We start from the raw sequence: 20,756 nt of genomic DNA, 5'->3' as shown, positions 1-20,756 counted from the left end.
GCGACGACATGGCCACCATCGCACGCGGCGCCCGCGCAGTGGGACGCGGAGTGCGCGAGGTGCTGCTCACCCTGGCGGCCATCGGCGGTGTGATCTGCATCGTGCTCGTGATCATGGCCTTCACCGGCGGCTATTCGCTCATCATGTTCAAGACCGGATCGATGACTCCGAGCATCCCGGCGGGGTCCGTCGCCCTCGTGCAGAAGATCCCCGCCTCCGACATCGCGGTCGGTGATGTCGTGACGGTGGATCGGGATGCGGCCCTGCCGATCACGCACCGCGTCACCGGCATCGAGCCGGCGGATGCGGGCGACATCCGGACCATCACCATGAAGGGCGATGCGAACGACGTCGAGGATCCGTCGCCGTACACCGTCTCTGATGTCCGTATCGTCCGCGGCTCGGTACCCGCCCTCGCGAATGTGATCGTCTGGTTCGGCAGCCCGTGGGTGCTCGGCGGGGTCACGCTCGGCGCATCGCTGCTGGTGGTCTGGGCGTTCTGGCCGCGGAGGGAACGCGCGGCGGCCGAGGAATCTTCCGGGGGCGTCGTAGAGCCAGCGGCTGACGAAGAGCCCGCGGCTACGGAGGCGCTGGTCGCGGCGGGAACGCGGCGCAGGGATCGACGCTCATGAGACGCCTGAGCGCTGGAGTCGCCGTGCTCGCCTTGCTGCTCGGCTCGGCCGCTCCGGCCTGGGCGGCACCCACCACGGAGATCATCCAGGGGCGCATCCTGCGGCTCGTCTCGGTCGCGGACTGGGAAGCCGCCGGATCCCTGCTCCCCGGGCAGCAGGTGCGATGGGACGTCGCGGTCAGCGCAGAGGCGCCCGATCCGGGGATCGTCACGATCGCTCTGAGTGCCACGGGTGACGCGCCGCTCGTCCTCGACGTGTCGATCTGTCTGCGCGAATGGCAGGAGAGTGGGTGCCCGGGTGGCGCCATGGTGGAGCGCTCGGCATGGCCGATCCCGCGCGACGGTGGGGAGGTGCAGCTCGGCGAAGTCACCGACATCGACGTCGCGCATGTGCGGCTCTCCATCGGGCTCGGTGAGGGTGAGGGCGCGGGCTCGACGAACGTCCGGCTCCATGCCAGCGGTGTCGGAGAAGACGTGACAGTGGGCCCCGCTGGGGGACTGGCTGCGACCGGACCATCGCCGCTGCCGCCCTGGGCGCTCGCTGGAGGGGCTGCGCTGGTCGTCGTCGGCGTTCTGCTCGTCGCTCGTCGTCGCGTCGTCGCGATCGGCGTCGTTTCGCGTGAACCGGGCGGTGACCGATGAGCCCGGCGAAAGGCCTGCGTTCGGCGGGCGCCGTGCTCGGGATCTCGCTGCTGGTCGCCGTCGGTCTCGTCCCGACCGTCCCCTCGACCGAGGCGGCGTGGACCGACGCCGAGCGGGCGACCGCGACGGGAACCTCGATCAACATCCCCGAACCCATCGCCTCGGGTTCCCCGGGGTGTGTGGCCAGCAGCGGGCTGCTGGGCGCCAACCCCCGAGTGACAATCTCGTGGCGGGCGCCCGCCGCCGCGACGGGATACGACCTCACGAAGGCGGAGTTCGGGCAGATCGCCAATCAGGGACTCCTCGAGCCGATCCTGAGCAACCTTCTCGGAAACGTCCAGACGTCGGGGAACGCGGCCGCCTACGTCACGGTCATCGACGGCGGGCTGCTCACGGGGCTTCTCGGGGCGACGAAGACCTTCGGCATCCGCTTCATCGGGCCGGGCGGGTGGCGGTCGGACTGGCTCGTCGCGAACGCGAGCATGGGGCTCCTCGGCGCGAACCCGCAGTGCGCGATGGCCACAGCGCGCAGCTATTAGGCGGAAGCCGACGGCTCAGTCGGCGAGTGCCAGCGCGCGGAACGCGTCGCGTTCGCGGAGCTGCTCGCGGCGGCTGGCCGCGGCGTCGTCCGGGGTCCTGCTCGGAACCTGCCGACCGGTGGTGCGTCGATAGAGCTCGTCGATCAGGTTGGTGGCGAGGCCGACCAGCTTGGCGATCTCGCGGTCGTCGCGGTCGATCCACACGCAGCGCGGCTCGTCGTGGATCGGGGCGAAGTCGACGTGCTCCTCCCAGACGAACAGCGTCCGCTCGGCACCGAGGACGTGCTGCTGCCACCAGATCTGGCGGAGGTAGGTGCGGGGGATGCCGCGGAACGCCTTGTTCGTCGTCTTGATCTCGGCGAGCTTCACACGCCCGTCGGCGTCGACCGCGATGCCGTCGGGTGTGGCGAGGTGACGGTGCTCGATCTCGGCGCGGAACAGGGCGGACGAGGGGAGGATGCCGTGGGTCGCTGCCACCCATGCGGCGATCTCGGGTTCCCGTCGCCGGCCGTGGTCGGTGTAGGCGTTGCCGCCGAAGCGGGGGCCTCCGCCGAGCTTGGAGTCCGCGGCGCGGGCGATCGACTTCTCGGAGGTGAGCCCGGCGACGTCGGTGGCGGTGATGCCGCGGGATCGTGCCCGCATCCACGCCACGCGGTCGCGAGAGTCCGCGACGATGCGTGCAGCGAGTTCCGGGGTCACCTTACGACCCTAACCCCGCCCGCCGACCCTCCCTTCCCCACACGCCGCCCTCTCCGTCCCTCCCGCCTCTTCCTTCCCTCCCTCCCTCCCTCCCTCCCTCCCTCCCTCCCTCCCTCCCTCCCTTCCTCCCGTCCGCCGAGTGCACGGGTTGCTGCCGAGCGCACGACCTGTTCACGCGTGCGACCCGTGCACTCGGCAGCATCCGGTGCACTCGCGACTGGTCACTCCTCCTGCACAAAGAGCCGGGGACGCGAAGGAGAGCGGACGCGTTGGGGAAACCGGGGTTTGGGGATGGACGGGGGAGAACCATGGGGCATGCCGACGACGACTGCTCCCGTTCTCTCCCAGCTCGTGCGATCGCGGGCCGACCTCGTTCTGAACGGATGGACGGATCGCGGGATCGCCGCCGCGCTGCAGAGCGGAGCACTGTTCGCCATCCGGCGAGGATGGTTCATGGATGCCGTCGAGCGAGAGCCGCTGTGGCCGGAACAGAGGCACCATGCGCACGTCATCGCTGTGGCTCGCGATGCGAGCGGGCTCGCAGTCATGTCCCATACATCGGCGGCCGTGCTCTGGGGCCTTCCGCTATATGCGACGAGACTCCTGCGGGTGCACATGACGACTCCTTCTCCGCGGCGGATCTCGAGTGCTCCAGATGTGTTCCGTCATGTCGCGCCGCTCCCGTCTGTCGACGTCACGGTACGCGGCGGCATCCGGTGCACCACGTTGTCGCGCACGGTGTTCGATCTCATCCGAGTGCTGCCGGTCCCGGCTGCTGTGGCGCTGGCGGATGCCGCTGAGCGTCAGATGGCGGAGCGGCAGTGGGAGTGGGACATGGATGCCGTCCTCTCGTGGCGTGGTGAGCTCGCGACCAGGTTGACCGCCGCCGGGGGAGCTCGGGGGATCCGTCAGGCGCGATGGGTGGCGGACTTCGCCGACGGGCGGGCGCAGCTTCCCGGCGAAAGTGTGAGCCGGGTGCATCTACACAGACTCGGCTTCGCCGCTCCGGATCTGCAGGTGCCGATCGACGGACCGGACGGCCGCGCGTACTTCGTTGACTTCGGGCTCGCAGACGTCCGTAGCTTCGGCGAGTTCGACGGCAAGACGAAGTACCTCGACGAGGCTTTGCGTTCCGGCCGCACGGTCGAGCAGGTCCTCCTCGCGGAGAAGCAGCGCGAGGACTGGATCCGGGGTCGCACGCACTGGCGCTTCGCGCGATGGGGGACGGAGCACATCGCGACGTCCGCGGCTCTCGCCGCTCGACTCGCCTCCTTCCACATCACTCCTCCCTGACCCGCCCTGCACCGCCCCGCCCTGTCACGCCACGCCACGCCTTGCCACCCATCGGTGAGCGCACGGCTTGCGGCCGAGCGCACCGCATCTGCACGTCACCATCCCGTGCACTCGGCGACATCCCGTGCACTCGGCGATCGCGTCAGGAAGGGGAGAGGGAGAGGGGGGAGGGAGAGAGGGGGAGGGAGGGAGAGGGAGGGAGAGGGAGGGAGAGGGGGATTTGGGGGACGGGAGCGGGTGGGGTAGAGTTGGGGCAACCGAAGACCGCTGGTCATCAGGCGTGCGCAAGCACGCAGGATCGAAGCTCTGCACAGCAGGGGCCCGCGCAGGACACGAACTTCTCAAAGCTCCGTGCGCTTGCGCCGGAGCTTTTTTCTGTGCAGGTGGTCCAGGTCGGCGCCCCACCACCGTGCGGCGCCTCGTACACACCAAGGAGTGACCATGGCGCAGAAGGATGCATCGGTCGCCGAGCTCACGAAGTCATTCGAGAACTCGAACGCCGTCCTGCTGACCGAGTACCGCGGTCTGACGGTTGCCCAGCTCAAGGAGCTGCGCAACAGCATCCGTCAGGACGCTGAGTACGCCGTGGTGAAGAACACGCTGACCAAGATCGCCGCCAACAAGGCTGGCATCTCCGCGCTGGACGACGACCTCAAGGGTCCGTCGGCTGTCGCGTTCGTGCACGGTGACTTCGTCGCCACCGCCAAGGCTCTGCGTGACTTCGCCAAGGCCAACCCGCTTCTCGTGATCAAGTCCGGCATCTTCGAGGGCAACGCCCTCACCGCGGACGAGGTCAACAAGTACGCCGCGCTCGAGAGCCGTGAGGTTCTGCTGGCGAAGGCTGCGGGCATGATGAAGGCGACGATGGGCAAGGCTGCCGCCACCATCGATGCTCTTCGCGAAAAGCTGGAGACCGCAGAGGCCGCGTAAGCGACCTGCGATCTCGTCTACAAACCCCATCTATCTAGGAGATACATCATGGCTAAGCTCACCACTGAGGAGCTGCTCGAGCAGTTCGCCGGCCTGACCCTCGTCGAGCTCAACGACTTCGTCAAGGCGTTCGAGGAGAAGTTCGAGGTCACCGCTGCTGCTCCCGTCGCCGTTGCCGGTGCTGCGGGTGGCGCAGGCGCTGCTGAGGCTGAGGAAGAGAAGGACTCCTTCGACGTCATCCTCGAGGCTGCTGGCGACAAGAAGATCCAGGTCATCAAGACCGTCCGCGAGCTCACCTCGCTGGGTCTCGGCGAGGCCAAGGCTGTCGTCGACGGTGCCCCGAAGGCTGTCCTTGAGGGCGCCAACAAGGAGACCGCCGAGAAGGCCAAGGCTGCTCTCGAAGAGGCAGGCGCAACGGTTACCCTCAAGTAATCGCGACGCTCACGCGTTTCTGATCGAAGGCCCCGGGTTCGCCCGGGGCCTTCGTGCGTCTCCGGCGCTTCCCGAGCGGGTCAGCGCGGCGGAGCGGTGGAGTTGCGCACCACCAGGGCGGATGCTGCGGCGAGGTGATCGAGCGGAGCATCCGGCCGGTCGATCCGCTGCATGAGGAGTCGCACGGCCTCGTGCCCCTGTTCGCGGGGTGATTGGCCGATCGTGGTCAGGGCGAACATGTCGGCGTGCTCATGGTCGTCGATGCCCACCACGCTGAGTTCGGTCGGCACAGCGATGCCCAGGCGGCGAGCGGCGATGATCGCGCCGATGGCCGCCTCGTCGCATACCCCGACGATCGCGGTCGGGCGGCTGCGACGGTCGCCGAGCAGGCCGGCTGTCGCCGTGAACCCTCCCGGCATGGTCGGCGCCGCGCCGACGATACGCGCGTGGGCCGCGAGGGCGGCGGCCTGCATGGCATCGTTGTAGCCGGCCAGACGCCGGGCGTCCCCGAAGCTCTGCTCGGTGCCGTCCCCGGAACCGCCGACGAAGGCGATGTCGGTGTGGCCGAGTTCGATCAGATGCTCGGTGGCGATGCGCGCCGCAGCCGTGTCGTCGATCGAGACCGCGCTCGACCCGTCGCTGTACGGGCCCACGCTCACCAGCGGGCGCCCGGTGCGCTGCAGGCGTTCGAGCTCGCGCGCGCTGGGCTGGATGCCCACCGCGATGATGCCGTCGAAGCGGCGCCCCGGCAGTACGTTCTCGAACAGCCGCTCCCGGGTCTGCGAGCGCTCAGGTACCCCGTAGAGGGAGAGGTCGTAGTCGAGCGCGAACAGAGACTCCTGGATCCCCGCCAGCAGCTCGGCGAAGAACCAGCGGTCCACGGGCGGCATCACGACGCCGACGGTCTGCGTCCGACCGGTGGCCAGGCTCGTCGCGGAGGAGTGCGCGACATACGACAGCTCGCGGGCCGCATCCGCGACGCGGGCACGGGTGTCGTCCGAGACGTAGCCGCGTCCGCTCAGTGCTCGACTCGCGGTGGCCTTCGACACCCCGGCACGCGCAGCGACGTCTGCGATCGTGCTCATCGGTCCTCCTCGACCTGTTCACGCGGTTGCGTGGGTGGCGGCGCGGTGGCCGCGCCGGGTGACAGCGTAGTCGCCGAGGCGCTCAAAAGGAACCGGTTCCACACTGCGCGCGAGGGAGCGCTCCCACCGACGTCATGGAGGAGAGTCGAATGGTTGTGAGCTTGTGACCCTTCCGTGTTGTGTCGGGATATCGATCGCCAGTAGGTTGGCCTGGAATCGGTTCCCTACCGATGCCGCGGGGTGGCATCGAATCAGGTCGGGACCCTGTACTCGAAGAGGAGAATTCACATGGCTCTGTCACAGCGTTCCCGGCGTTACGCGCCGCTCGCCCTGCTGGGGGTCGCGGGCATCGCGCTCGCCGGATGCGGGGCTCCCGGTGGGACCTCCGGAGGCGGCGGAGGTGGCGGCGGAGACAACACCGTCACGATCTACGGCACGATCGTCGAGGGCGAAGCCGAACTCCTCGCGGAATCCTGGGCGGATTTCGAGAAGGAGAACGACATCGAGATCAAGTACGAGGGAAGCCAGGACTTCGAGACGCAGCTCGGCACCCGCGCGCAGGGCGGCAACCCGCCCGACATCGCGATCTTCCCGCAGCCCGGTCTGTTCGCGGACTACGCCTCGCGTGATCTGCTGAAGCCGGCTCCGGAAGCGGTTAAGAAGAACGCCGAGGAGTACTGGACGCAGGGCTGGGTCGACTTCGGCACCTACGACGGCACGTTCTACGGCGCACCGCTGATGGCGAGCGTCAAGGGCTGGGTCTGGTACTCGCCCACCAAGTTCGCTGAATGGGGTGTCGAGGAGCCGACCAGCTGGGACGAGCTGCTGACGCTGACGCAGACCATCAAGGACAAGAGCGGTGCCGCCCCCTGGTGCGCCGGCTTCGAGTCCGGTGTCGCGACCGGGTGGCCGGGTACCGACTGGATCGAAGACCTCGTGCTCCGCAACGCGGGCCCCGACGTCTACGACCAGTGGGTCAAGAACGAGGTCCCCTTCACCGACCCGCAGATCAAGGAGGCGTTCGACGCCACGGGTGAGATCCTGCTGAACCCGGAGTACGTCAACGCCGGCTTCGGTGACGTGCGCTCGATCAACTCCACCGCGTTCGGTGACGTGGCCGCGAAGGTCGCCAGCGGCGAGTGCGGGCTGACCCACCAGGCCTCGTTCCTGTCGGGCTTCTACCCCGAGGGCACGAACTTCGCCGAGGACGGCGACGTCTGGGCGTTCCTGACGCCGAGCCCGAACCCGGATGAGACCCTCATCACCGGTGGTGGCGAGATCGTGGGTGCATTCAGCGACTCCGAGGCGACGCAGAAGGTGCTCGAGTACCTGTCCAGCCCCGAGTGGGCCAACAGCCGTCTCGCCCTCGGTGGCGTGACGTCGGCCAACAAGGGCGTCGACCTCGACGTGGTCGAGGACCCGATCCTGCAGGAGTCGATCAAGCTGCTCCAGGACGACTCGGTGACGTTCCGCTTCGACGGGTCGGACCAGATGCCGGGTGCTGTCGGATCCGGCACCTTCTGGAAGGGCATGGTCGCCTGGATCAACGGGACCTCCACCGATGAGGTGCTGACCCAGATCGAGACCGGCTGGCCTTCCAGCTGATCGGATGAGGAGGGCCGCCCCGATGGGCGGCCCTCCTTCTCACACCCGGTCAGCGCATCGCCGCGCCGACCGCTGATCAGCTCCGTCTCATGAAGGGGATTCCATGAACGCGACTGTGTTCTTCCAATGGATCGGGACACTCCCGCCGATCCTCCAGGCCGTGGCCGTGGTCATCGCATTCGCGGTGGTCGTGGTGATCATCCTGCTGCTCGTCGACATCGCGCCGCGCAAGGGCGCGCTCTACACCGGCATCCGTCTCGCGATGTGCCTGCTCATCCCGCTCGCGGTGATGTGGTTCTTCAACTCCTACTACTGGGCGATGGGAGTCGCGGTCGCCGTCGGCGCGCTGTTCTTCTTCCTGGACTACCGGTCCCGCGACGGCGCGGGATACCTGATCCAGCTCGTGGCTTTCATGGCCCCGGCCATGCTGCTCCTCCTCGCCGGACTCATCCTGCCGTCGATCCAGACCGTGTACGCGTCGTTCTGGAACTCGACCGGCAGCGACTTCGTCGGCTTCTCCAACTACCTCTGGATCTTCACGCAGTCCGACGGCGTGACCGCGGTGATCAACACGATCGTGTGGGTGCTGCTCGTCCCGACGCTCTCCACCATGATCGGCCTGGCTTATGCGGTGTTCATCGACCGGACGCGCGGCGAGAAGATCTACAAACTGCTGGTCTTCATGCCGATGGCCATCTCGTTCGTGGGCGCCAGCATCATCTGGCGATTCGTGTACGCCTACCGCGGCCCGGAGTTCGAGCAGATCGGTCTGCTCAACCAGATCCTGGTCTGGTTCGGCGGTGAGCCGCAGCAGTTCCTGTTGAACGGTCCGTGGAACAACCTGGCGCTCATCGTGGTGCTGATCTGGGTGCAGACCGGTTTCGCGATGGTCGTGCTCTCGGCGTCGATCAAGGGCGTCCCGGCCGAACTGCTCGAGGCGGCTGAGCTCGACGGCGCCAACGCCTGGGAGCGCTTCAAGTCGGTGACGATCCCCTCGATCCGTCCGGCGCTCATCGTCGTGCTGACCACGATCTCGATCGCCTCCCTGAAGGTGTTCGACATCGTCCGCACGATGACCGGTGGAAACTACGGCACCTCGGTGCTGGCGAACGAGATGTACACCCAGTTCTCGAAGTTCGAGGCGGGTCGCAGCGCTGCGCTGTCCGTCATCCTGTTCATCCTGGTGCTGCCGATCGTCATCTACAACGCACGCCAGATCAAGAAGCAGCGGGAGATCCGATGACCGACACCGTGAAGACAGACGCCGGCGACAGCACGCGGGCCATCACGACCGCAGGCCGGTTCGATGCTTCCGCCGGACGCGCGCGCAAGCGCCTCAGCCGGCCCTGGGCGAGTGTCGCAGCGATCATCATCGCCGTCATGTGGACCGTTCCGACGCTCGGGCTCTTCATCTCGTCGTTCCGCGAGCGGGACGCGATCGAGACCACCGGGTGGTGGACGGTCTTCACCAACCCGCAGCTGACGCTGGACAACTACGTGGCTGTGCTGCAGTCCGGCACCACCCAGCTGACGATCCTGGAGTCCTTCTTCAACTCGATCGTCATCACCATCCCGGCCACGCTCATCCCGTTGATGATCGCGGCGATGGCGGCGTACGCGTTCTCGTGGATCGATTTCAAGGGCCGCAACGCGCTGTTCATCTTCGTGTTCGCGCTGCAGATCGTACCGATCCAGATGGCGCTCGTGCCCCTCCTGTCGTCGTTCTCCCGCGGGATCAACCTGTTCGGCGTCCAGGTGACGGAGGGACTCGATGTCGCCGGCGGCTATGCGCAGGTGTGGTTCGCCCACACGATGTTCGCGCTGCCGCTCGCGATCTATCTGCTGCACAACTTCATGTCGGAGATCCCCGGCGAGATCATCGAGGCCGCGCGCGTCGACGGAGCCTCGCGCGGACAGATCTTCTTCCGGGTGGTGCTGCCGCTCACGATGCCGGCGATCGCGTCGGTGGCGATCTTCCAGTTCCTCTGGGTCTGGAACGATCTGCTCGTGGCCCTCGTGTTCGCCGACGGAGCCGCGTCGCCGATCACGAAGGTGCTCGCCGAGATCACGGGTCGCGGCGAGGGCTGGTACCTGCTGACGGCGGGCGCGTTCGTGTCGATCATCGTTCCGCTGATCGTGTTCTTCGCACTGCAGCGCTACTTCGTCCGCGGGCTGCTGGCGGGATCGACGAAGGGCTGACGCATCGAAGGACTCCGGTCCTTCCACGAGAACGGATGCCGCGGGCGGGTGAAACACAGCCCCGCCCGCGGCATCCGCGCGTCTACCCTGAAGTCATGAAGTACGCAGACTCGATCGTCGACCTCGTAGGCGACACCCCCCTCGTGAAGCTCACGCGCGTCACCGAGGGCGTCGCGTGCACGGTGCTCGTCAAGCTCGAATACCTGAACCCGGGTGGGTCGTCGAAGGATCGCATCGCCGCGCGCATCATCGATGCCGCCGAGGCATCGGGCGACCTGAAGCCCGGTGGCACGATCGTCGAACCCACCAGCGGCAACACCGGAGTGGGTCTCGCGCTGGTCGCTCAACAGCGCGGATACAAGTGCGTGTTCGTGCTGCCCGACAAGGTGGGCGAGGACAAGATCGACGTGCTGCGGGCCTACGGGGCGGAAGTCGTCGTGACCCCGACCTCGGTTGCGCCGGACAGCCCGGAGTCGTACTACAGCGTCAGCGACCGACTCACCCGTGAGATCCCCGGCGCGTTCAAGCCGAACCAGTACGAGAACCCGAACGGCCCTCGCAGCCACTACGAGACCACCGGGCCGGAGATCTGGCGCGACACCGAGGGGAAGGTCACGCATTTCGTGGCCGGAGTCGGTACGGGCGGCACGATCACGGGCACCGGAAGATACCTCCGCGAGGTGTCGGAAGGCCGCGTGCGCATCGTCGGCGTCGACCCGGAGGGCAGCGTCTACAGCGGCGGCACCGGTCGCCCCTACCTCGTCGAAGGCGTCGGGGAGGACATCTGGCCCGGTGCCTACGACCCGACCGTCCCGCACGAGATCGTGGCCGTGGGCGATGCGGACTCGTTCGCGATGACGAGGCGGCTGGCGCGCGAGGAGGGGATCCTCGTCGGCGGATCGAGCGGCATGGCCGTCGTCGGCGCGCTGCGCGTGGCGCGGGATCTGCCCGCGGATGCCGTCATGGTCGTGCTCCTTCCGGACGGTGGCCGCGGCTACCTCGGCAAGATCTTCAACGACGGGTGGATGCGGTCCTACGGATTCAGCGACGTGGAAGAGGGCGAGACCGTCGCCGACGTGCTCGCCGCACGGCCGTCGCGCCAGGGGGAGGGGATTCCCGACCTCGTGCACGCGCACCCGACGGACACGGTGCTCGAGGCCATCAGGATGATGACGCAGTACGACGTCTCGCAGCTGGTCGTCCTCAGCGCCGAACCGCCCGTCATGATGGGCGAGGTTGTCGGCACGGTCGACGAGAAGGGACTGCTCGACCTGCTGTTCCGTGGCGACGCGAGTGCGACGGATGCCGTCGGCGCACATGTGGGGGAGCGGCTTCCGCTCATCGGCATCCATGCCTCGGTCGCCCAGGCGAAGACGGCGCTCGCCGACGCCGATGCGCTGCTCGTCACGGAAGACGGGAAGCCGCACACCGTCCTGACGCGCCAGGATCTGCTCGGGTACCTGTCCCGCTGAGCGTCGGGCGGCCGATGACCCCGGGCGTAACGGGAAGGCCGCCGTTGCGAGGGCGGTCGTAGGCTGAGGGCATGTCCGACCACGCCTTCGCCACCCGCGCCATCCATGCAGGACAAGCTCCCGATCCGACGACGGGGGCGATCATCCCGCCGATCTACCAGTCCTCCACGCACGTGCAGGACGGCATCGGCGGGTTCCGCGAGGGCTACGAGTACAACCGTGCCGGCAACCCCACGCGGTCGTCGCTCGAGACGCAGCTCGCCGCGCTCGAAGGCGGTGCGAGCGCCCTCTCATTCGCCTCGGGACTTGCCGCCGAAGATGCGCTGCTGCGCGGCATCCTGAAGCCCGGCGACCACGTGCTCCTCGGCAACGACGTGTACGGCGGGACCTACCGACTGCTCACCAAGGTGCTGGCACCGTGGGGCATCGACACGACGACGGTCGAGCTCTCGGACGTGGATGTGCTCCGCGCCGCGATCCGCCCCGAGACGAAGATCGTGTGGCTGGAGACGCCGAGCAACCCGCTGCTGAAGGTCGTCGACATCGCGCTCATCGCCGAGATCGCGCACGAGTCCGGCGCGATCGTGGTCGTGGACAACACCTTCGCCTCGCCCGCGCTGCAGCAGCCCCTCGCGCTCGGCGCCGACCTGGTCGTGCACTCCACGACGAAGTACCTCGGCGGACACTCCGACGTGCTCGGCGGCGCCGTCGTGTTCGGCGACGACCGCTTCTTCGACCAGGTGAAGTTCCAGCAGTTCGCCGTCGGTGCGGTGTCCGCGCCCCTGGACGCCTGGCTCACCACCCGCGGCATCAAGACGCTCGCACTGCGGATGCGGCAGCACTCCGAGAACGCGCAGGCGATCGCGGAGTGGGCGGCGGCGCGTCCCGAATTCGCGCAGGTGTACTACCCCGGACTCGCCTCGCACCCCGGTCACGAGATCGCCGCGAAGCAGATGAGTGGATTCGGAGGGATGCTCTCGCTCGGGCTCGCCGCGGGCGCCGACGCCGCGCGGGCCTTCGCCGAGAGCACCTCCCTGTTCCAACTGGCCGAGTCGCTGGGCGGTGTGGAATCCCTCATCGGGTACCCGCCGGACATGACGCACGCGTCGGTGCGCGGCACCGAGCTCGCCGTGCCCGAGAACGTCGTGCGGCTCTCGGTCGGGATCGAGGACATCGGCGACCTGATCGCCGACCTCGAGCAGGGGCTGGAGCGGATCACCGCCTGATCTCCGCATCACGCGGCTCCGAGAACGCACCTCCGGCACGGTCGGGGGTGCGTTCTCGATCTAGGCGAGGGATGGCGACGCCGCTGCGGCGGTAACATGGGTGCTTCCCCTCAGGCCGAATCGATTCGACCGCGCGCACCCGAACTCTGGAAGGACGTCGTGTCCGACGCTCCCCGCACTGACTCCATCCCCACCTCGCGACCCGACGGGTCGGACGCCGTTCCGTCCGCAGAACCCGAGCGCACCGCCACCGGCAGCATCCGCACCTCCACGGCCACCGGCGCCATCCGCACCCTCGGTGCGAACCCGGCGACCGCCCCGATCATGCTGCACCCGGGGGACGCGATCCCCCTCGGTCGCCGGACGCTCTACATCATCCTGCTCGGCGCGCTCACGGCGCTCGGACCGTTCACGATCGACCTCTACCTCCCGGCCTTCCCGGTGCTGGAGGAGGACTTCCAGACCACGGCAGCGGCGATCCAGCTGACGCTCACCGGCACGATGATCGGCTTCGCCCTCGGGCAGCTCGTCGTCGGTCCGCTCAGCGACAAGGTCGGCCGCCGGGTGCCGCTGATCGCGGTCACGGCGCTCCACGTCCTCGCCAGCATCGGCGCCGCCTTCGCCCCGGACCTCGCCCTGCTCAGTGCCGCGCGCGTGCTCATGGGAGTGGGGGCCGCGGCCGGTGGCGTCGTGGCGATGGCCATCGTGCGCGACCTGTTCGGCGGCCGCCGCCTGGTCGTGATGCTCTCGCGGCTCGCTCTGGTGTCGGGTGTCGCCCCCGTCATCGCGCCGCTCATCGGCTCGTGGCTCCTCACCCTCATGCCCTGGCGGGGGATCTTCGTAGTCCTCGCCGCGTACGGCATCGTGATGCTCCTCTCGGCGATCCTGTTCATCCCCGAGACGCTGCCCGTCGCCCGCCGGCAGGACCGCGGGGGCGCGACCATGCTGCAGCGCTACCGCTCGGTGCTCACGGACCGGGTATTCATCGGTGTGCTGGTGATCGGCGGCATGACCTTCTCCGGCCTGTTCTCCTACCTCTCGGCATCGCCCTTCCTGTTCCAGGAGACGCACGGGCTCGATGCGCAGGAGTACGGCCTATTGTTCGCCGTGAACTCGCTCGGCGTGGTCGCCGGCGTGCAGACCGCGTCTCGGCTGGCCGCGCGCTTCGGACCGCAGTGGGTCATGGCGTACTCCACCGGGGTGCTGCTGCTCGCGGGTGTCGCGATCATCGTCACAGACCAGCTCGGGCTCGGGCTCTGGGGAACGGTCATCCCGCTCTTCGTGTTCATGACCGCCTGCGGCTTCACGTTCCCCAATGTGCAGGTGCTCGCGTTGGATCGTCACGGGAAGGCGGCCGGCACCGCGGCCTCCATCATCGGCGCGACGAACTTCGGTGTCGCCGGGCTCATCTCCCCGGTCGTCGGATGGCTCTCCCACGGCTCCGGGATCACCGCGACCACCATGGCCTCGGTCATGGTGGGCTGCGCCGTCATCGGCATCCTCTCGCTCTGGTTCGTCGTGCGACCGCGGACCGTAGGGATGCTCAATCCCTGATCGGCGCCGCGTCGTCCCGCAGAATGGGACGATGGACAGACGGATGCTGCTGTGGTGGGGAGTGGGCCTGCTCGCCCTCGCGACGGCCCTCGGTGCCGTGGTGGTGTTCGTCTATCCCGAGACGCCCGGCTTCGACCACTGGTGGAACGAGATGGTCGCGGGTATCCGGGGCGACTGGCTGCTGCAGTTCGCGTTGGTCATGGACTGGATCGGCGGGGGCTGGGTGGCGATCCTCGGGGTGCCGCTGTTGGCGATCCTCGCTCTCCTGCTGGCGCGCCGGTGGCGTAGCGCGGTGTTCGCGGCCGTGTGCTTCGCCGTGAGCGCCGGGGCGGTGCAGCTGCTCAAGCAGCTCTTCGGGAGAGCGCGGCCCGAGGACATGCTGGTCGTGAGCGACTACGGCTCGTTCCCGTCGGGCCACACCGCGAACGCCGCCACGATCGCGCTCGTGATCTGGGTGCTGTTCCCGCGCGTGTGGACGGCGATCCTCGGTGCACTGTGGGTGCTCGCGATGGCGCTCTCGCGCACGTTCCTGTCGGTGCACTGGGCCACCGACACGCTCGGCGGTGCCCTCGTCGGCGCCGGCGTGGTGCTCGTGCTGGCGGCCTGGCTGCTGCCGTGGGTGCAGCGGAAGAAGTCCGAGGTCGACGCGCCGATAGGCTGATTCCGACCGTTCAGTCAGAGGAGCCTTCGTGTCGCGCATCCGTCCCTACCGCCCCACCGATCGTGCCGCGTTGTACGACATCTGCGTGAAGACCGCCGATGCGGGAGGCGATGCGACCGGCATCCTCCCCGACGACTCGCTGTGGGGCGACCTGTTCGCCGTTCCCTATGCCGAACGGCACCCTGACCTCGCCTGGGTCGTGGAGAGCGACGACGAGCGGACCATCGGCTACATCGTCGCGACGGATGACACCGACGTGTTCTACGCCTGGTTCCGGGACGAGTGGTGGCCCACGCTGCAGGAGCGCTACCCGCGGCCCGCGGAGCCCGCGACCCGCGAGGACCGCATGGTGGAGTACGGGTACGAGCGCGCTCCCGGCATCGAGCCGAACGCCGCGGAGTACCCCGCGCACCTCCACATCGATCTGCTGCCGGAGACGCAGGGGCAGGGGCTCGGGCGGGGGCTCATGGAGACCCTGTTCGCCGAGCTCACCCGCCGCGGGGTGCGCGGCCTGCATCTGGGGATCGACCCGAACAACGCCGGCGCGGCCGCGTTCTACGAGCGGCTCGGGATGACGCGGCTGCCGGCGGCGCCCGGCGGGCAGATCTACGGCGTGCGCTTCGACGGCTGACGGCTGATCCCCGGTACTCGAGAGAAACGCAAGAAGGGCCTCCGCTGGTGCGGAGACCCTTCTTGCGTTTCTGGCGGTGACGGCGGGACTCCGGTGCTCGCTGCGCTCGCTCCTCCCCGAATCCCCAGTGCTCGATAGAAACGCAAGAAGGGCCCCCGCTGGCGCGGAGACCCTTCTTGCGTTTCTGGCGGTGACGGCGGGATTCGAACCCGCGGTTGCTTGCACAACACACGCTTTCCAAGCGTGCTCCTTCGGCCGCTCGGACACGTCACCAGGAACAACCTGTCCATCCTATCCGATCGGGGGAGGGCGGCGTGACAGGGTCGTCGCGCTCAGCGATGGCCGCTTCCGACGGACCTGTGGACGGAATATTGCATGTCACACGTCGCGTGTATAACCTCAGATGAGGACACATCATCTTCAAACGGGATTCGTGCTTCTGGGGGAAACATGCAAGACAGCTCGACCACGGCGTCACGGCCCGGCCACCGCACGGCGACCGCTTTCGAGCAGTACGTCACCGGGAGGCGAGGGATCGTCGAGGGTGCGGTGTTCTTTCTCGAATCCGGAGACCACCTCGACGAAGTGCTTCGTGTGGCAGAGCCCTGCGACGTCGTGATCGCCCCCGCCGCCGCCCTCGCACCACATGCGGATCCCCGGACCATCGGATACGACGGTTCTTACATGGAGCCTGGCGACGAGATCACCCTCGATGGGCGGCACACCTTCGAGCTGCAGGACTACATCGCCCTCCCGTTCCTCTCCGTCGTCGGACCGACCGTCGTCCGGCAGCGCTCGGCAGCAGCCATCGCCGCCTTCCTCAGCGATGCCGACACGGCGTGGGAGTCCGGGGCCTTCATCGGACAGCTCCTGAGTGCCGACGTTCGGTTGGATTCCCGGGACTCCTTTCTCCCGGCTGACTCCGCCGGCGATTCGCTTGTACGAATCCATGTCACGCGTCGCGGCGAGTATCGAGACGGACCCGATGGGCTTCTCCTCGGGAAAGTGGGGGAGGAACGGGCCGACGTCGAGTCGGAGGCAGCGTCGAGGGCGGGGCGCGGCCGATCATTCGCCGGGATCGTCGACCCGCGAGTCCTCGAGGCGGACCTCGACGACCGCCCGTGGTTCGAGCGCTATCTGGCGGCTCTCGACCTGCTGCGACTCTGGGGGAGCGCGCCCGAGCGCCCCGCCATTTCCGGCTTCGGTGGCCACCTTGTCGCGGCGCTCGACGAGGGCGGGTCGTACCCCGCGGCACTGTCGGCACGCGCACCCTTCCTCGTCACAGGGGACGGCGATGAATACGTCCTGGTCGATCGGATCAACCGCAGACGCATACGTCTCACCGTCGATTCCGCGAGGGCGGCCGAATGTCTGATCGCCACGTCTGACGAGTCGGAGGCCGCGGCACTGCTTGCGATCGAACTCGGGAGCCGGGTGAGCAGTGTGACTCCGTTGGTGCGCGAGCTACGAGACAGATTCGCGGCGGCAGGGCTCGACCTCACGGCGATGCGGCGGGATGGAGCATGACGCGGGACGAGGCGGCAGGCGTGGAGAGGGACGCCGTCGGAGCCCGGGCGCTGCGGGAGTGGATCACCGGATCGCGTGAACAGTACCCGCGGGTCTTTCTCGTCGAGAGCGGAGCTTCGGCGCGGAGCCTGAACACGGTGGCGGGCAAGGGCGACGTCGTTCTGTTGCCGGCGGACAGCGAGCCATATGCCGGACCCGCCACGGCCGTCCATTACGGCGGAGCGCTTCATGATGTCGGTGACGAGCTGTTCTTCGGCGAACGCAGAGTCGAGCTCCAGGACTATGTCGCAGCCGACTACGTGCAGATCGTCGGACCCACTGCAGTGTGCTTTTTCGACATGTCGAGTTGGCGTGCCTTCCTCGACGACGCTGAGCTCGCCCGCCAGACGGGCGTCTTTCCCTCAGCGTTGATCGACCCCAGGATTCTCCTCGCGAACCGCGCAGCGCTCGCCGACCCCGGTGCTCTCGAGGCTCCGAGTGCCATCCGAGTGAGTCCCGATGGCAGCGCCAGCATCGGTGTTCGAGGGCCCGTCATCGGCCACGTCGACGACCTGCACCGCTTGCTCACGGTCCCGCTTCCCCATGTTGCTGTGTGGGAAGACATCGCACCCAGGGAGGTCTTCCTCGCTGATCTCGCGAGTCGGAGATGGATCGGTCGATACCTCAACGCAACGGATCTCATGAAGATACTCCGGCTCGCCAACGGTGCGGCGAGGATCGCGGGGTTCGGCTGGTCGCTGATCGACGATGCCCTCGACGATGCCGAACCGCAGGCGAGCGATCCATTCTTGCTCGAGACCGCAGACGGCTTCCTGCTGGCAGACCCCACCACCCGGAGGCGCCAGCTGCTGTCGCCCCTGACCGCCATGGTGGTCGCGGTCGTGCAGACCTCGAGCGCTCAGCAGCTCGCGGCGGAGCGCGTGGCGCGGCAGCTCGGCATTCCCGTGCCGGAGGCGGGATCCCTGTGCGGTGAGGCCCTTGCGGCTCTCGGCATACATTTCGGCAGCCGCGCTGCCTCCGTACGACGCACCACGGGAGTCGACGCATGACCGACCCGCACGCGCTGTGGACCTCGATGCTCCCGGCAGACGCGACCTTCACGAGTGACCGGATCGCCGTCGGCGCGGCCGGAAATCGAATCGAGTTCGCAGACGGCTCGACTCGGCTCTGCGCGACGAGTGGGCTATGGAACGCTCCACTCGGCTTCGGCAACCCCGCGGTCGCCGAAGCAGTGAGCAGGGCGACACATGATGCCTCGTACCTCTCCCTGTTCAGAGCGCCGCACAGGTACGCGGAAGTCGCGGCGGAGGCTCTCGTCGAACTGGCGAACCCGAGCAGGTACGGCCGTGTCATCTTCTCCACATCGGGCGGAGCAGCGAATGATGCGGCCGTGAAGCTGACACGGCAGTACTGGGCACAGAAGGGGGCCGGATCCCGCTCGCTCGTCGTCGGTCTGAAGGGCAGCTATCACGGCACCATGTACGGCAGTCACGCGCTGAGCGGCGATGACCTCCTCCAAGCGGTGTATTCGGTCGACCGCAGGTCAGTGCGGCACGTCTCGCACAGCGACGACGGGGAAGAGCTGGCGACATTGCTCTCACGCGAAGGCTCGCGGGTGGCCTCGGTGGTCGTCGAGCCCGTCCTCGGCAGCGGGGCGTACGCGCTCTCCGCTGCCTTCGTGTCCCGTCTTCTCGCTCTCCGAGAGGAGTACGGGTTCCTGATCGTGGCCGATGAGGTCGCGACAGGATTCGGCCGCACCGGGACGATGTTCGCCACTGACCGCTGGGCCGCCGCACCCGACGTCCTCATTCTCTCCAAAGCGCTGACGAACGGCGCGATGGGCGCCGCCGCACTCCTCATCGGGCACCGACTGGCCTCCGAGTTCGTCCGAGGAGGCTGGACGTTCGTTCACGGCGAGACGCAGGCGGGCACACCCGCGTGCGCGGCGGCCATCGTCGCCGTCATCGAAGAACTGCACCGCATCGACGTGGAATCGGTGACCACGTCACTGGCCGACGACTTGTCGCAGCTCACGACGCGGTTGGTGTCGGACGGTGTCGTCGACCGGGTCGCGGGACGCGGCTGCTTCCTTGGACTGGAACTCCACGACCGAGACGGGAATCCGCTGTCCGGCCCCGAGGTTCTCCGCGTCGTCTCCGCAATCGCGGAGAAAGGCGTCGTGGTGCAGCCGGGGCCGAGCTGCATCGAACTGATTCCCGCGTATGGGTTCACCGCTGCCGAACTCATCGAGATGGATACGGCGGTGCGTGCGGGTGTCGTGCAGGCGTGGGAGCTCTCCGCATGACCCGGGAATCTGCCGAGCGCATTCCCACGCTGTGGCACGGGACAGGGCTGGCGCGCGAGAGGGTGGTATCCCTCACGGCAGGGCGCGAGACTCTCGTGATCGCGGATTCGGCCGTCACCGTTCCCCTGCTGGACGACTACGGCGCGCGGATGATCGCCGTCGACGCACTCGCGGTGGATGTCACGACGGTGACGGACATCGCACGCGAGATCGTTCGTCGTCCTCCCCGAGTCATCGTGGCGGTCGGCGGGGGTAGCATTCTCGATGCGAGCAAGATCGCGGCCCTGGCGCTCGCCCCCGGACGGGTGTTCGATTACGCCGTCGGGCATGCATCGAGGTCAGCGCTGACCTTCTTGCCCGATTCGCCGCCGCCCGTGGAAATCGTGGCGGTGCCGACGACGCTCGGCACTTCGTCGGAGACGAACAGCGTCAGCATCCTCAAGAACGAAATAGGCTACCGGCTCATCGTCGGGCGCTCTCTGAGACCGCGTCACGCGATCATCGATCCCTCCAACCTGATCACCCTCTCGCACGCCGCAGTCAGGGAAGGGGCGATGGAGGCGTTCCTGCGTCTGGCGGGTGCGTCGACGAGTTCTCGACGAAGCGCCAGGGCGAACGGCGACGCCGTCGCCCTCGGCAGGGCGCTCCTCGAAACGGCCGCTCGCGACTCGGCGTCCGCCGCGGGGAGGCTGCGTCTCGCTCGCTTGAGCGCAGCCACGCAGCGCACGGCGGCACTGCGCGGTGACCCCTACAGCGCGCGCCACTGGTACCTCGCGAACGAGGTCGCCTTCCTGCTCGAGGTGCGCAAGATGGTCGCCACGGCCGCGGTCATCGCTGCGATCTGGCGCCGGATCTGCTCGGGAGACGCGAGGTGGGGCGATCGGGAGAGCCTTGAGGACTTCTGGACGAGGATCGCAGGCGGGGTGGCACTGCCGCTCCATCCACCCGCCGGCATCGCTGCGCTCATCGACCGCTGGGGGATCCCGTGTCCACGGCGGCCGAGCGCTCACGATATCGGCCGCATCTCCGCTGCCACAGAACGAGCATGGGGAAATCACCACCCGATGCTCCCAGGTCTCGTCGCACAAGACTTCTGCGACGTGCTCCGCGATTCCTGCTGGAGCCCTCAGCCGGTCGGCAACGCGTGCCGACCATCGACATTCGCATCGGAGGAGGTGAATTGAATGAACCACAGCACGGAAAAGCAGATCCACTTCCAAGAGCTGGAGGAGATGGATGCCCCCGACTGGGAGAGCTTCTACAGGGGCGTCGGAAGCGCTCTGATACTCATCGGGATCGGCGCGGCCGCTGCCACGTGATGTCAT

The 20,756-nt window shown here is 67.9% G+C and carries 21 protein-coding genes and 1 tRNA gene; 19 read left to right on the top strand and 3 right to left on the bottom strand.

What is annotated here, in order from left to right:
- Positions 1-8: 8 nt before the first annotated feature.
- Genes ACWGO6_RS09985 through ACWGO6_RS09975 form a run of 3 tightly spaced genes read left to right on the top strand, consistent with a single transcriptional unit; the run spans position 9 to position 1,812 of the window.
- The gene (locus ACWGO6_RS09985) at positions 9-632 is read left to right on the top strand and encodes a signal peptidase I (protein ID WP_452326609.1); all 624 of its coding nucleotides are present in this window, start codon (positions 9-11) and stop codon (positions 630-632) included.
- Positions 629-1,273, top strand: a complete 645-nt coding sequence (locus tag ACWGO6_RS09980) for a hypothetical protein (protein WP_452326608.1) — start codon at positions 629-631, stop codon at positions 1,271-1,273. The genes ACWGO6_RS09985 and ACWGO6_RS09980 overlap by 4 nt, the downstream gene beginning before the upstream one ends.
- Complete coding sequence (locus tag ACWGO6_RS09975; RefSeq protein ID WP_136040680.1) at positions 1,270-1,812, top strand: hypothetical protein; 543 nt, start codon at positions 1,270-1,272, stop codon at positions 1,810-1,812. The genes ACWGO6_RS09980 and ACWGO6_RS09975 overlap by 4 nt, the downstream gene beginning before the upstream one ends.
- Positions 1,813-1,827: 15 nt before the next feature.
- Here the strand turns inward: ACWGO6_RS09975 and ACWGO6_RS09970 are convergent, their stop codons facing one another.
- Positions 1,828-2,511 carry a YqaJ viral recombinase family protein gene (locus ACWGO6_RS09970; RefSeq protein WP_136040679.1) on the bottom strand — a complete coding sequence of 228 codons (684 nt, stop codon included), beginning with the start codon at positions 2,509-2,511 and terminating at the stop codon, positions 1,828-1,830.
- A gap of 315 nt (positions 2,512-2,826) precedes the next feature.
- Between ACWGO6_RS09970 and ACWGO6_RS09965 the strand changes: the two genes are divergently transcribed.
- From ACWGO6_RS09965 to rplL, 3 genes are all read left to right on the top strand, one after another.
- Complete coding sequence (locus tag ACWGO6_RS09965) at positions 2,827-3,804, top strand: hypothetical protein (protein WP_136042466.1); 978 nt, start codon at positions 2,827-2,829, stop codon at positions 3,802-3,804.
- 441 nt (positions 3,805-4,245) lie between these two features.
- On the top strand, positions 4,246-4,734 hold the full coding sequence (gene rplJ, locus ACWGO6_RS09960; protein WP_029261006.1) for a 50S ribosomal protein L10: 489 nt from the start codon (positions 4,246-4,248) through the stop codon (positions 4,732-4,734).
- 48 nt (positions 4,735-4,782) lie between these two features.
- Positions 4,783-5,166 (top strand): 50S ribosomal protein L7/L12, encoded by a 384-nt coding sequence (rplL, locus tag ACWGO6_RS09955; protein WP_029261007.1) that lies wholly within the window; start codon positions 4,783-4,785, stop codon positions 5,164-5,166.
- 80 nt (positions 5,167-5,246) lie between these two features.
- Here rplL and ACWGO6_RS09950 read toward each other — a convergent pair whose 3' ends face one another.
- Positions 5,247-6,251, bottom strand: coding sequence for a LacI family DNA-binding transcriptional regulator (locus ACWGO6_RS09950; RefSeq protein ID WP_136040772.1), 1,005 nt, complete (start codon positions 6,249-6,251; stop codon positions 5,247-5,249).
- A 288-nt stretch (positions 6,252-6,539) separates the two neighbouring features.
- Here ACWGO6_RS09950 and ACWGO6_RS09945 point away from each other — a divergent pair, with 288 nt between their 5' ends.
- The 8 genes from ACWGO6_RS09945 to ACWGO6_RS09910 all read left to right on the top strand — a co-directional run bounded on the left by ACWGO6_RS09945 (position 6,540) and on the right by ACWGO6_RS09910 (position 15,599).
- Positions 6,540-7,856: an ABC transporter substrate-binding protein gene (locus ACWGO6_RS09945; RefSeq protein ID WP_136040771.1), complete on the top strand. Its 1,317-nt coding sequence runs from the start codon at positions 6,540-6,542 to the stop codon at positions 7,854-7,856.
- Between the two features lie 103 nt (positions 7,857-7,959).
- Positions 7,960-9,099 (top strand): carbohydrate ABC transporter permease, encoded by a 1,140-nt coding sequence (locus tag ACWGO6_RS09940; protein WP_136040770.1) that lies wholly within the window; start codon positions 7,960-7,962, stop codon positions 9,097-9,099.
- Positions 9,096-10,055, top strand: a complete 960-nt coding sequence (locus ACWGO6_RS09935) for a carbohydrate ABC transporter permease (protein WP_452326607.1) — start codon at positions 9,096-9,098, stop codon at positions 10,053-10,055. The genes ACWGO6_RS09940 and ACWGO6_RS09935 overlap by 4 nt, the downstream gene beginning before the upstream one ends.
- Before the next feature lie 95 nt (positions 10,056-10,150).
- The gene (locus ACWGO6_RS09930; RefSeq protein WP_136040767.1) at positions 10,151-11,527 is read left to right on the top strand and encodes a cystathionine beta-synthase; all 1,377 of its coding nucleotides are present in this window, start codon (positions 10,151-10,153) and stop codon (positions 11,525-11,527) included.
- Positions 11,528-11,598: 71 nt separating this feature from the next.
- Entirely contained in the window at positions 11,599-12,753 is a 1,155-nt protein-coding gene (locus ACWGO6_RS09925; RefSeq protein WP_452326606.1) for a cystathionine gamma-synthase, read from the top strand.
- Positions 12,754-12,912: 159 nt separating this feature from the next.
- Positions 12,913-14,307, top strand: coding sequence for a multidrug effflux MFS transporter (locus ACWGO6_RS09920; protein ID WP_452326605.1), 1,395 nt, complete (start codon positions 12,913-12,915; stop codon positions 14,305-14,307).
- Between the two features lie 31 nt (positions 14,308-14,338).
- Positions 14,339-14,968, top strand: coding sequence for a phosphatase PAP2 family protein (locus ACWGO6_RS09915; protein WP_452326604.1), 630 nt, complete (start codon positions 14,339-14,341; stop codon positions 14,966-14,968).
- Between the two features lie 28 nt (positions 14,969-14,996).
- Entirely contained in the window at positions 14,997-15,599 is a 603-nt protein-coding gene (locus tag ACWGO6_RS09910; RefSeq protein WP_452326603.1) for an N-acetyltransferase family protein, read from the top strand.
- A 185-nt stretch (positions 15,600-15,784) separates the two neighbouring features.
- On the opposite strand, the gene ACWGO6_RS09905 is transcribed toward ACWGO6_RS09910, so the two are convergent.
- Positions 15,785-15,872: transfer RNA gene (locus tag ACWGO6_RS09905), tRNA-Ser, on the bottom strand.
- A 177-nt stretch (positions 15,873-16,049) separates the two neighbouring features.
- Here ACWGO6_RS09905 and mpaB (ACWGO6_RS09900) point away from each other — a divergent pair.
- From mpaB (ACWGO6_RS09900) to mpaA1, 5 genes are read left to right on the top strand one after another with little or no spacing between them, the layout of a single operon-like run.
- Positions 16,050-17,126 carry a daptide biosynthesis RiPP recognition protein gene (gene mpaB / locus ACWGO6_RS09900; RefSeq protein WP_136040762.1) on the top strand — a complete coding sequence of 359 codons (1,077 nt, stop codon included), beginning with the start codon at positions 16,050-16,052 and terminating at the stop codon, positions 17,124-17,126.
- Positions 17,123-18,175, top strand: coding sequence for a daptide biosynthesis RiPP recognition protein (gene mpaB, locus ACWGO6_RS09895; protein WP_452326602.1), 1,053 nt, complete (start codon positions 17,123-17,125; stop codon positions 18,173-18,175). Before mpaB (ACWGO6_RS09900) ends, mpaB (ACWGO6_RS09895) begins: the two co-directional genes overlap by 4 nt.
- Positions 18,172-19,431, top strand: a complete 1,260-nt coding sequence (gene mpaD / locus ACWGO6_RS09890; RefSeq protein ID WP_136040758.1) for a daptide-type RiPP biosynthesis aminotransferase — start codon at positions 18,172-18,174, stop codon at positions 19,429-19,431. Before mpaB (ACWGO6_RS09895) ends, mpaD begins: the two co-directional genes overlap by 4 nt.
- Entirely contained in the window at positions 19,428-20,615 is a 1,188-nt protein-coding gene (gene mpaC, locus ACWGO6_RS09885; protein ID WP_452326601.1) for a daptide-type RiPP biosynthesis dehydogenase, read from the top strand. Before mpaD ends, mpaC begins: the two co-directional genes overlap by 4 nt.
- Positions 20,616-20,750, top strand: a complete 135-nt coding sequence (gene mpaA1 / locus ACWGO6_RS09880) for an MpaA1 family daptide-type RiPP (RefSeq protein WP_275087554.1) — start codon at positions 20,616-20,618, stop codon at positions 20,748-20,750.
- Positions 20,751-20,756: the final 6 nt, after the last annotated feature.

The organism is Microbacterium sp. NPDC055665, from assembly GCF_053618035.1.
Note: the sequence above shows the minus strand (reverse complement) of the source record. Positions and strands in the feature narration are given on the sequence as shown.

Excerpts from the sequence above, each read along its gene's own strand:
- ACWGO6_RS09930 (WP_136040767.1), top strand. The coding sequence starts at position 10,151 with ATGAAGTACGCAGACTCGATCGTCGACCTCGTAGGCGACACCCCCCTC.
- ACWGO6_RS09940 (WP_136040770.1), top strand. The coding sequence starts at position 7,960 with ATGAACGCGACTGTGTTCTTCCAATGGATCGGGACACTCCCGCCGATC.
- ACWGO6_RS09985 (WP_452326609.1), top strand. The coding sequence starts at position 9 with ATGGCCACCATCGCACGCGGCGCCCGCGCAGTGGGACGCGGAGTGCGC.
- ACWGO6_RS09935 (WP_452326607.1), top strand. The coding sequence starts at position 9,096 with ATGACCGACACCGTGAAGACAGACGCCGGCGACAGCACGCGGGCCATC.
- mpaC (WP_452326601.1), top strand. The coding sequence starts at position 19,428 with ATGACCCGGGAATCTGCCGAGCGCATTCCCACGCTGTGGCACGGGACA.
- ACWGO6_RS09980 (WP_452326608.1), top strand. The coding sequence starts at position 629 with ATGAGACGCCTGAGCGCTGGAGTCGCCGTGCTCGCCTTGCTGCTCGGC.
- mpaD (WP_136040758.1), top strand. The coding sequence starts at position 18,172 with ATGACCGACCCGCACGCGCTGTGGACCTCGATGCTCCCGGCAGACGCG.
- mpaB (WP_136040762.1), top strand. The coding sequence starts at position 16,050 with ATGCAAGACAGCTCGACCACGGCGTCACGGCCCGGCCACCGCACGGCG.
- ACWGO6_RS09965 (WP_136042466.1), top strand. The coding sequence starts at position 2,827 with ATGCCGACGACGACTGCTCCCGTTCTCTCCCAGCTCGTGCGATCGCGG.
- ACWGO6_RS09975 (WP_136040680.1), top strand. The coding sequence starts at position 1,270 with ATGAGCCCGGCGAAAGGCCTGCGTTCGGCGGGCGCCGTGCTCGGGATC.
- mpaA1 (WP_275087554.1), top strand. The coding sequence starts at position 20,616 with ATGAACCACAGCACGGAAAAGCAGATCCACTTCCAAGAGCTGGAGGAG.
- ACWGO6_RS09945 (WP_136040771.1), top strand. The coding sequence starts at position 6,540 with ATGGCTCTGTCACAGCGTTCCCGGCGTTACGCGCCGCTCGCCCTGCTG.
- rplL (WP_029261007.1), top strand. The coding sequence starts at position 4,783 with ATGGCTAAGCTCACCACTGAGGAGCTGCTCGAGCAGTTCGCCGGCCTG.
- ACWGO6_RS09915 (WP_452326604.1), top strand. The coding sequence starts at position 14,339 with ATGGACAGACGGATGCTGCTGTGGTGGGGAGTGGGCCTGCTCGCCCTC.
- ACWGO6_RS09925 (WP_452326606.1), top strand. The coding sequence starts at position 11,599 with ATGTCCGACCACGCCTTCGCCACCCGCGCCATCCATGCAGGACAAGCT.
- rplJ (WP_029261006.1), top strand. The coding sequence starts at position 4,246 with ATGGCGCAGAAGGATGCATCGGTCGCCGAGCTCACGAAGTCATTCGAG.
- ACWGO6_RS09950 (WP_136040772.1), bottom strand. The coding sequence starts at position 6,251 with ATGAGCACGATCGCAGACGTCGCTGCGCGTGCCGGGGTGTCGAAGGCC.
- mpaB (WP_452326602.1), top strand. The coding sequence starts at position 17,123 with ATGACGCGGGACGAGGCGGCAGGCGTGGAGAGGGACGCCGTCGGAGCC.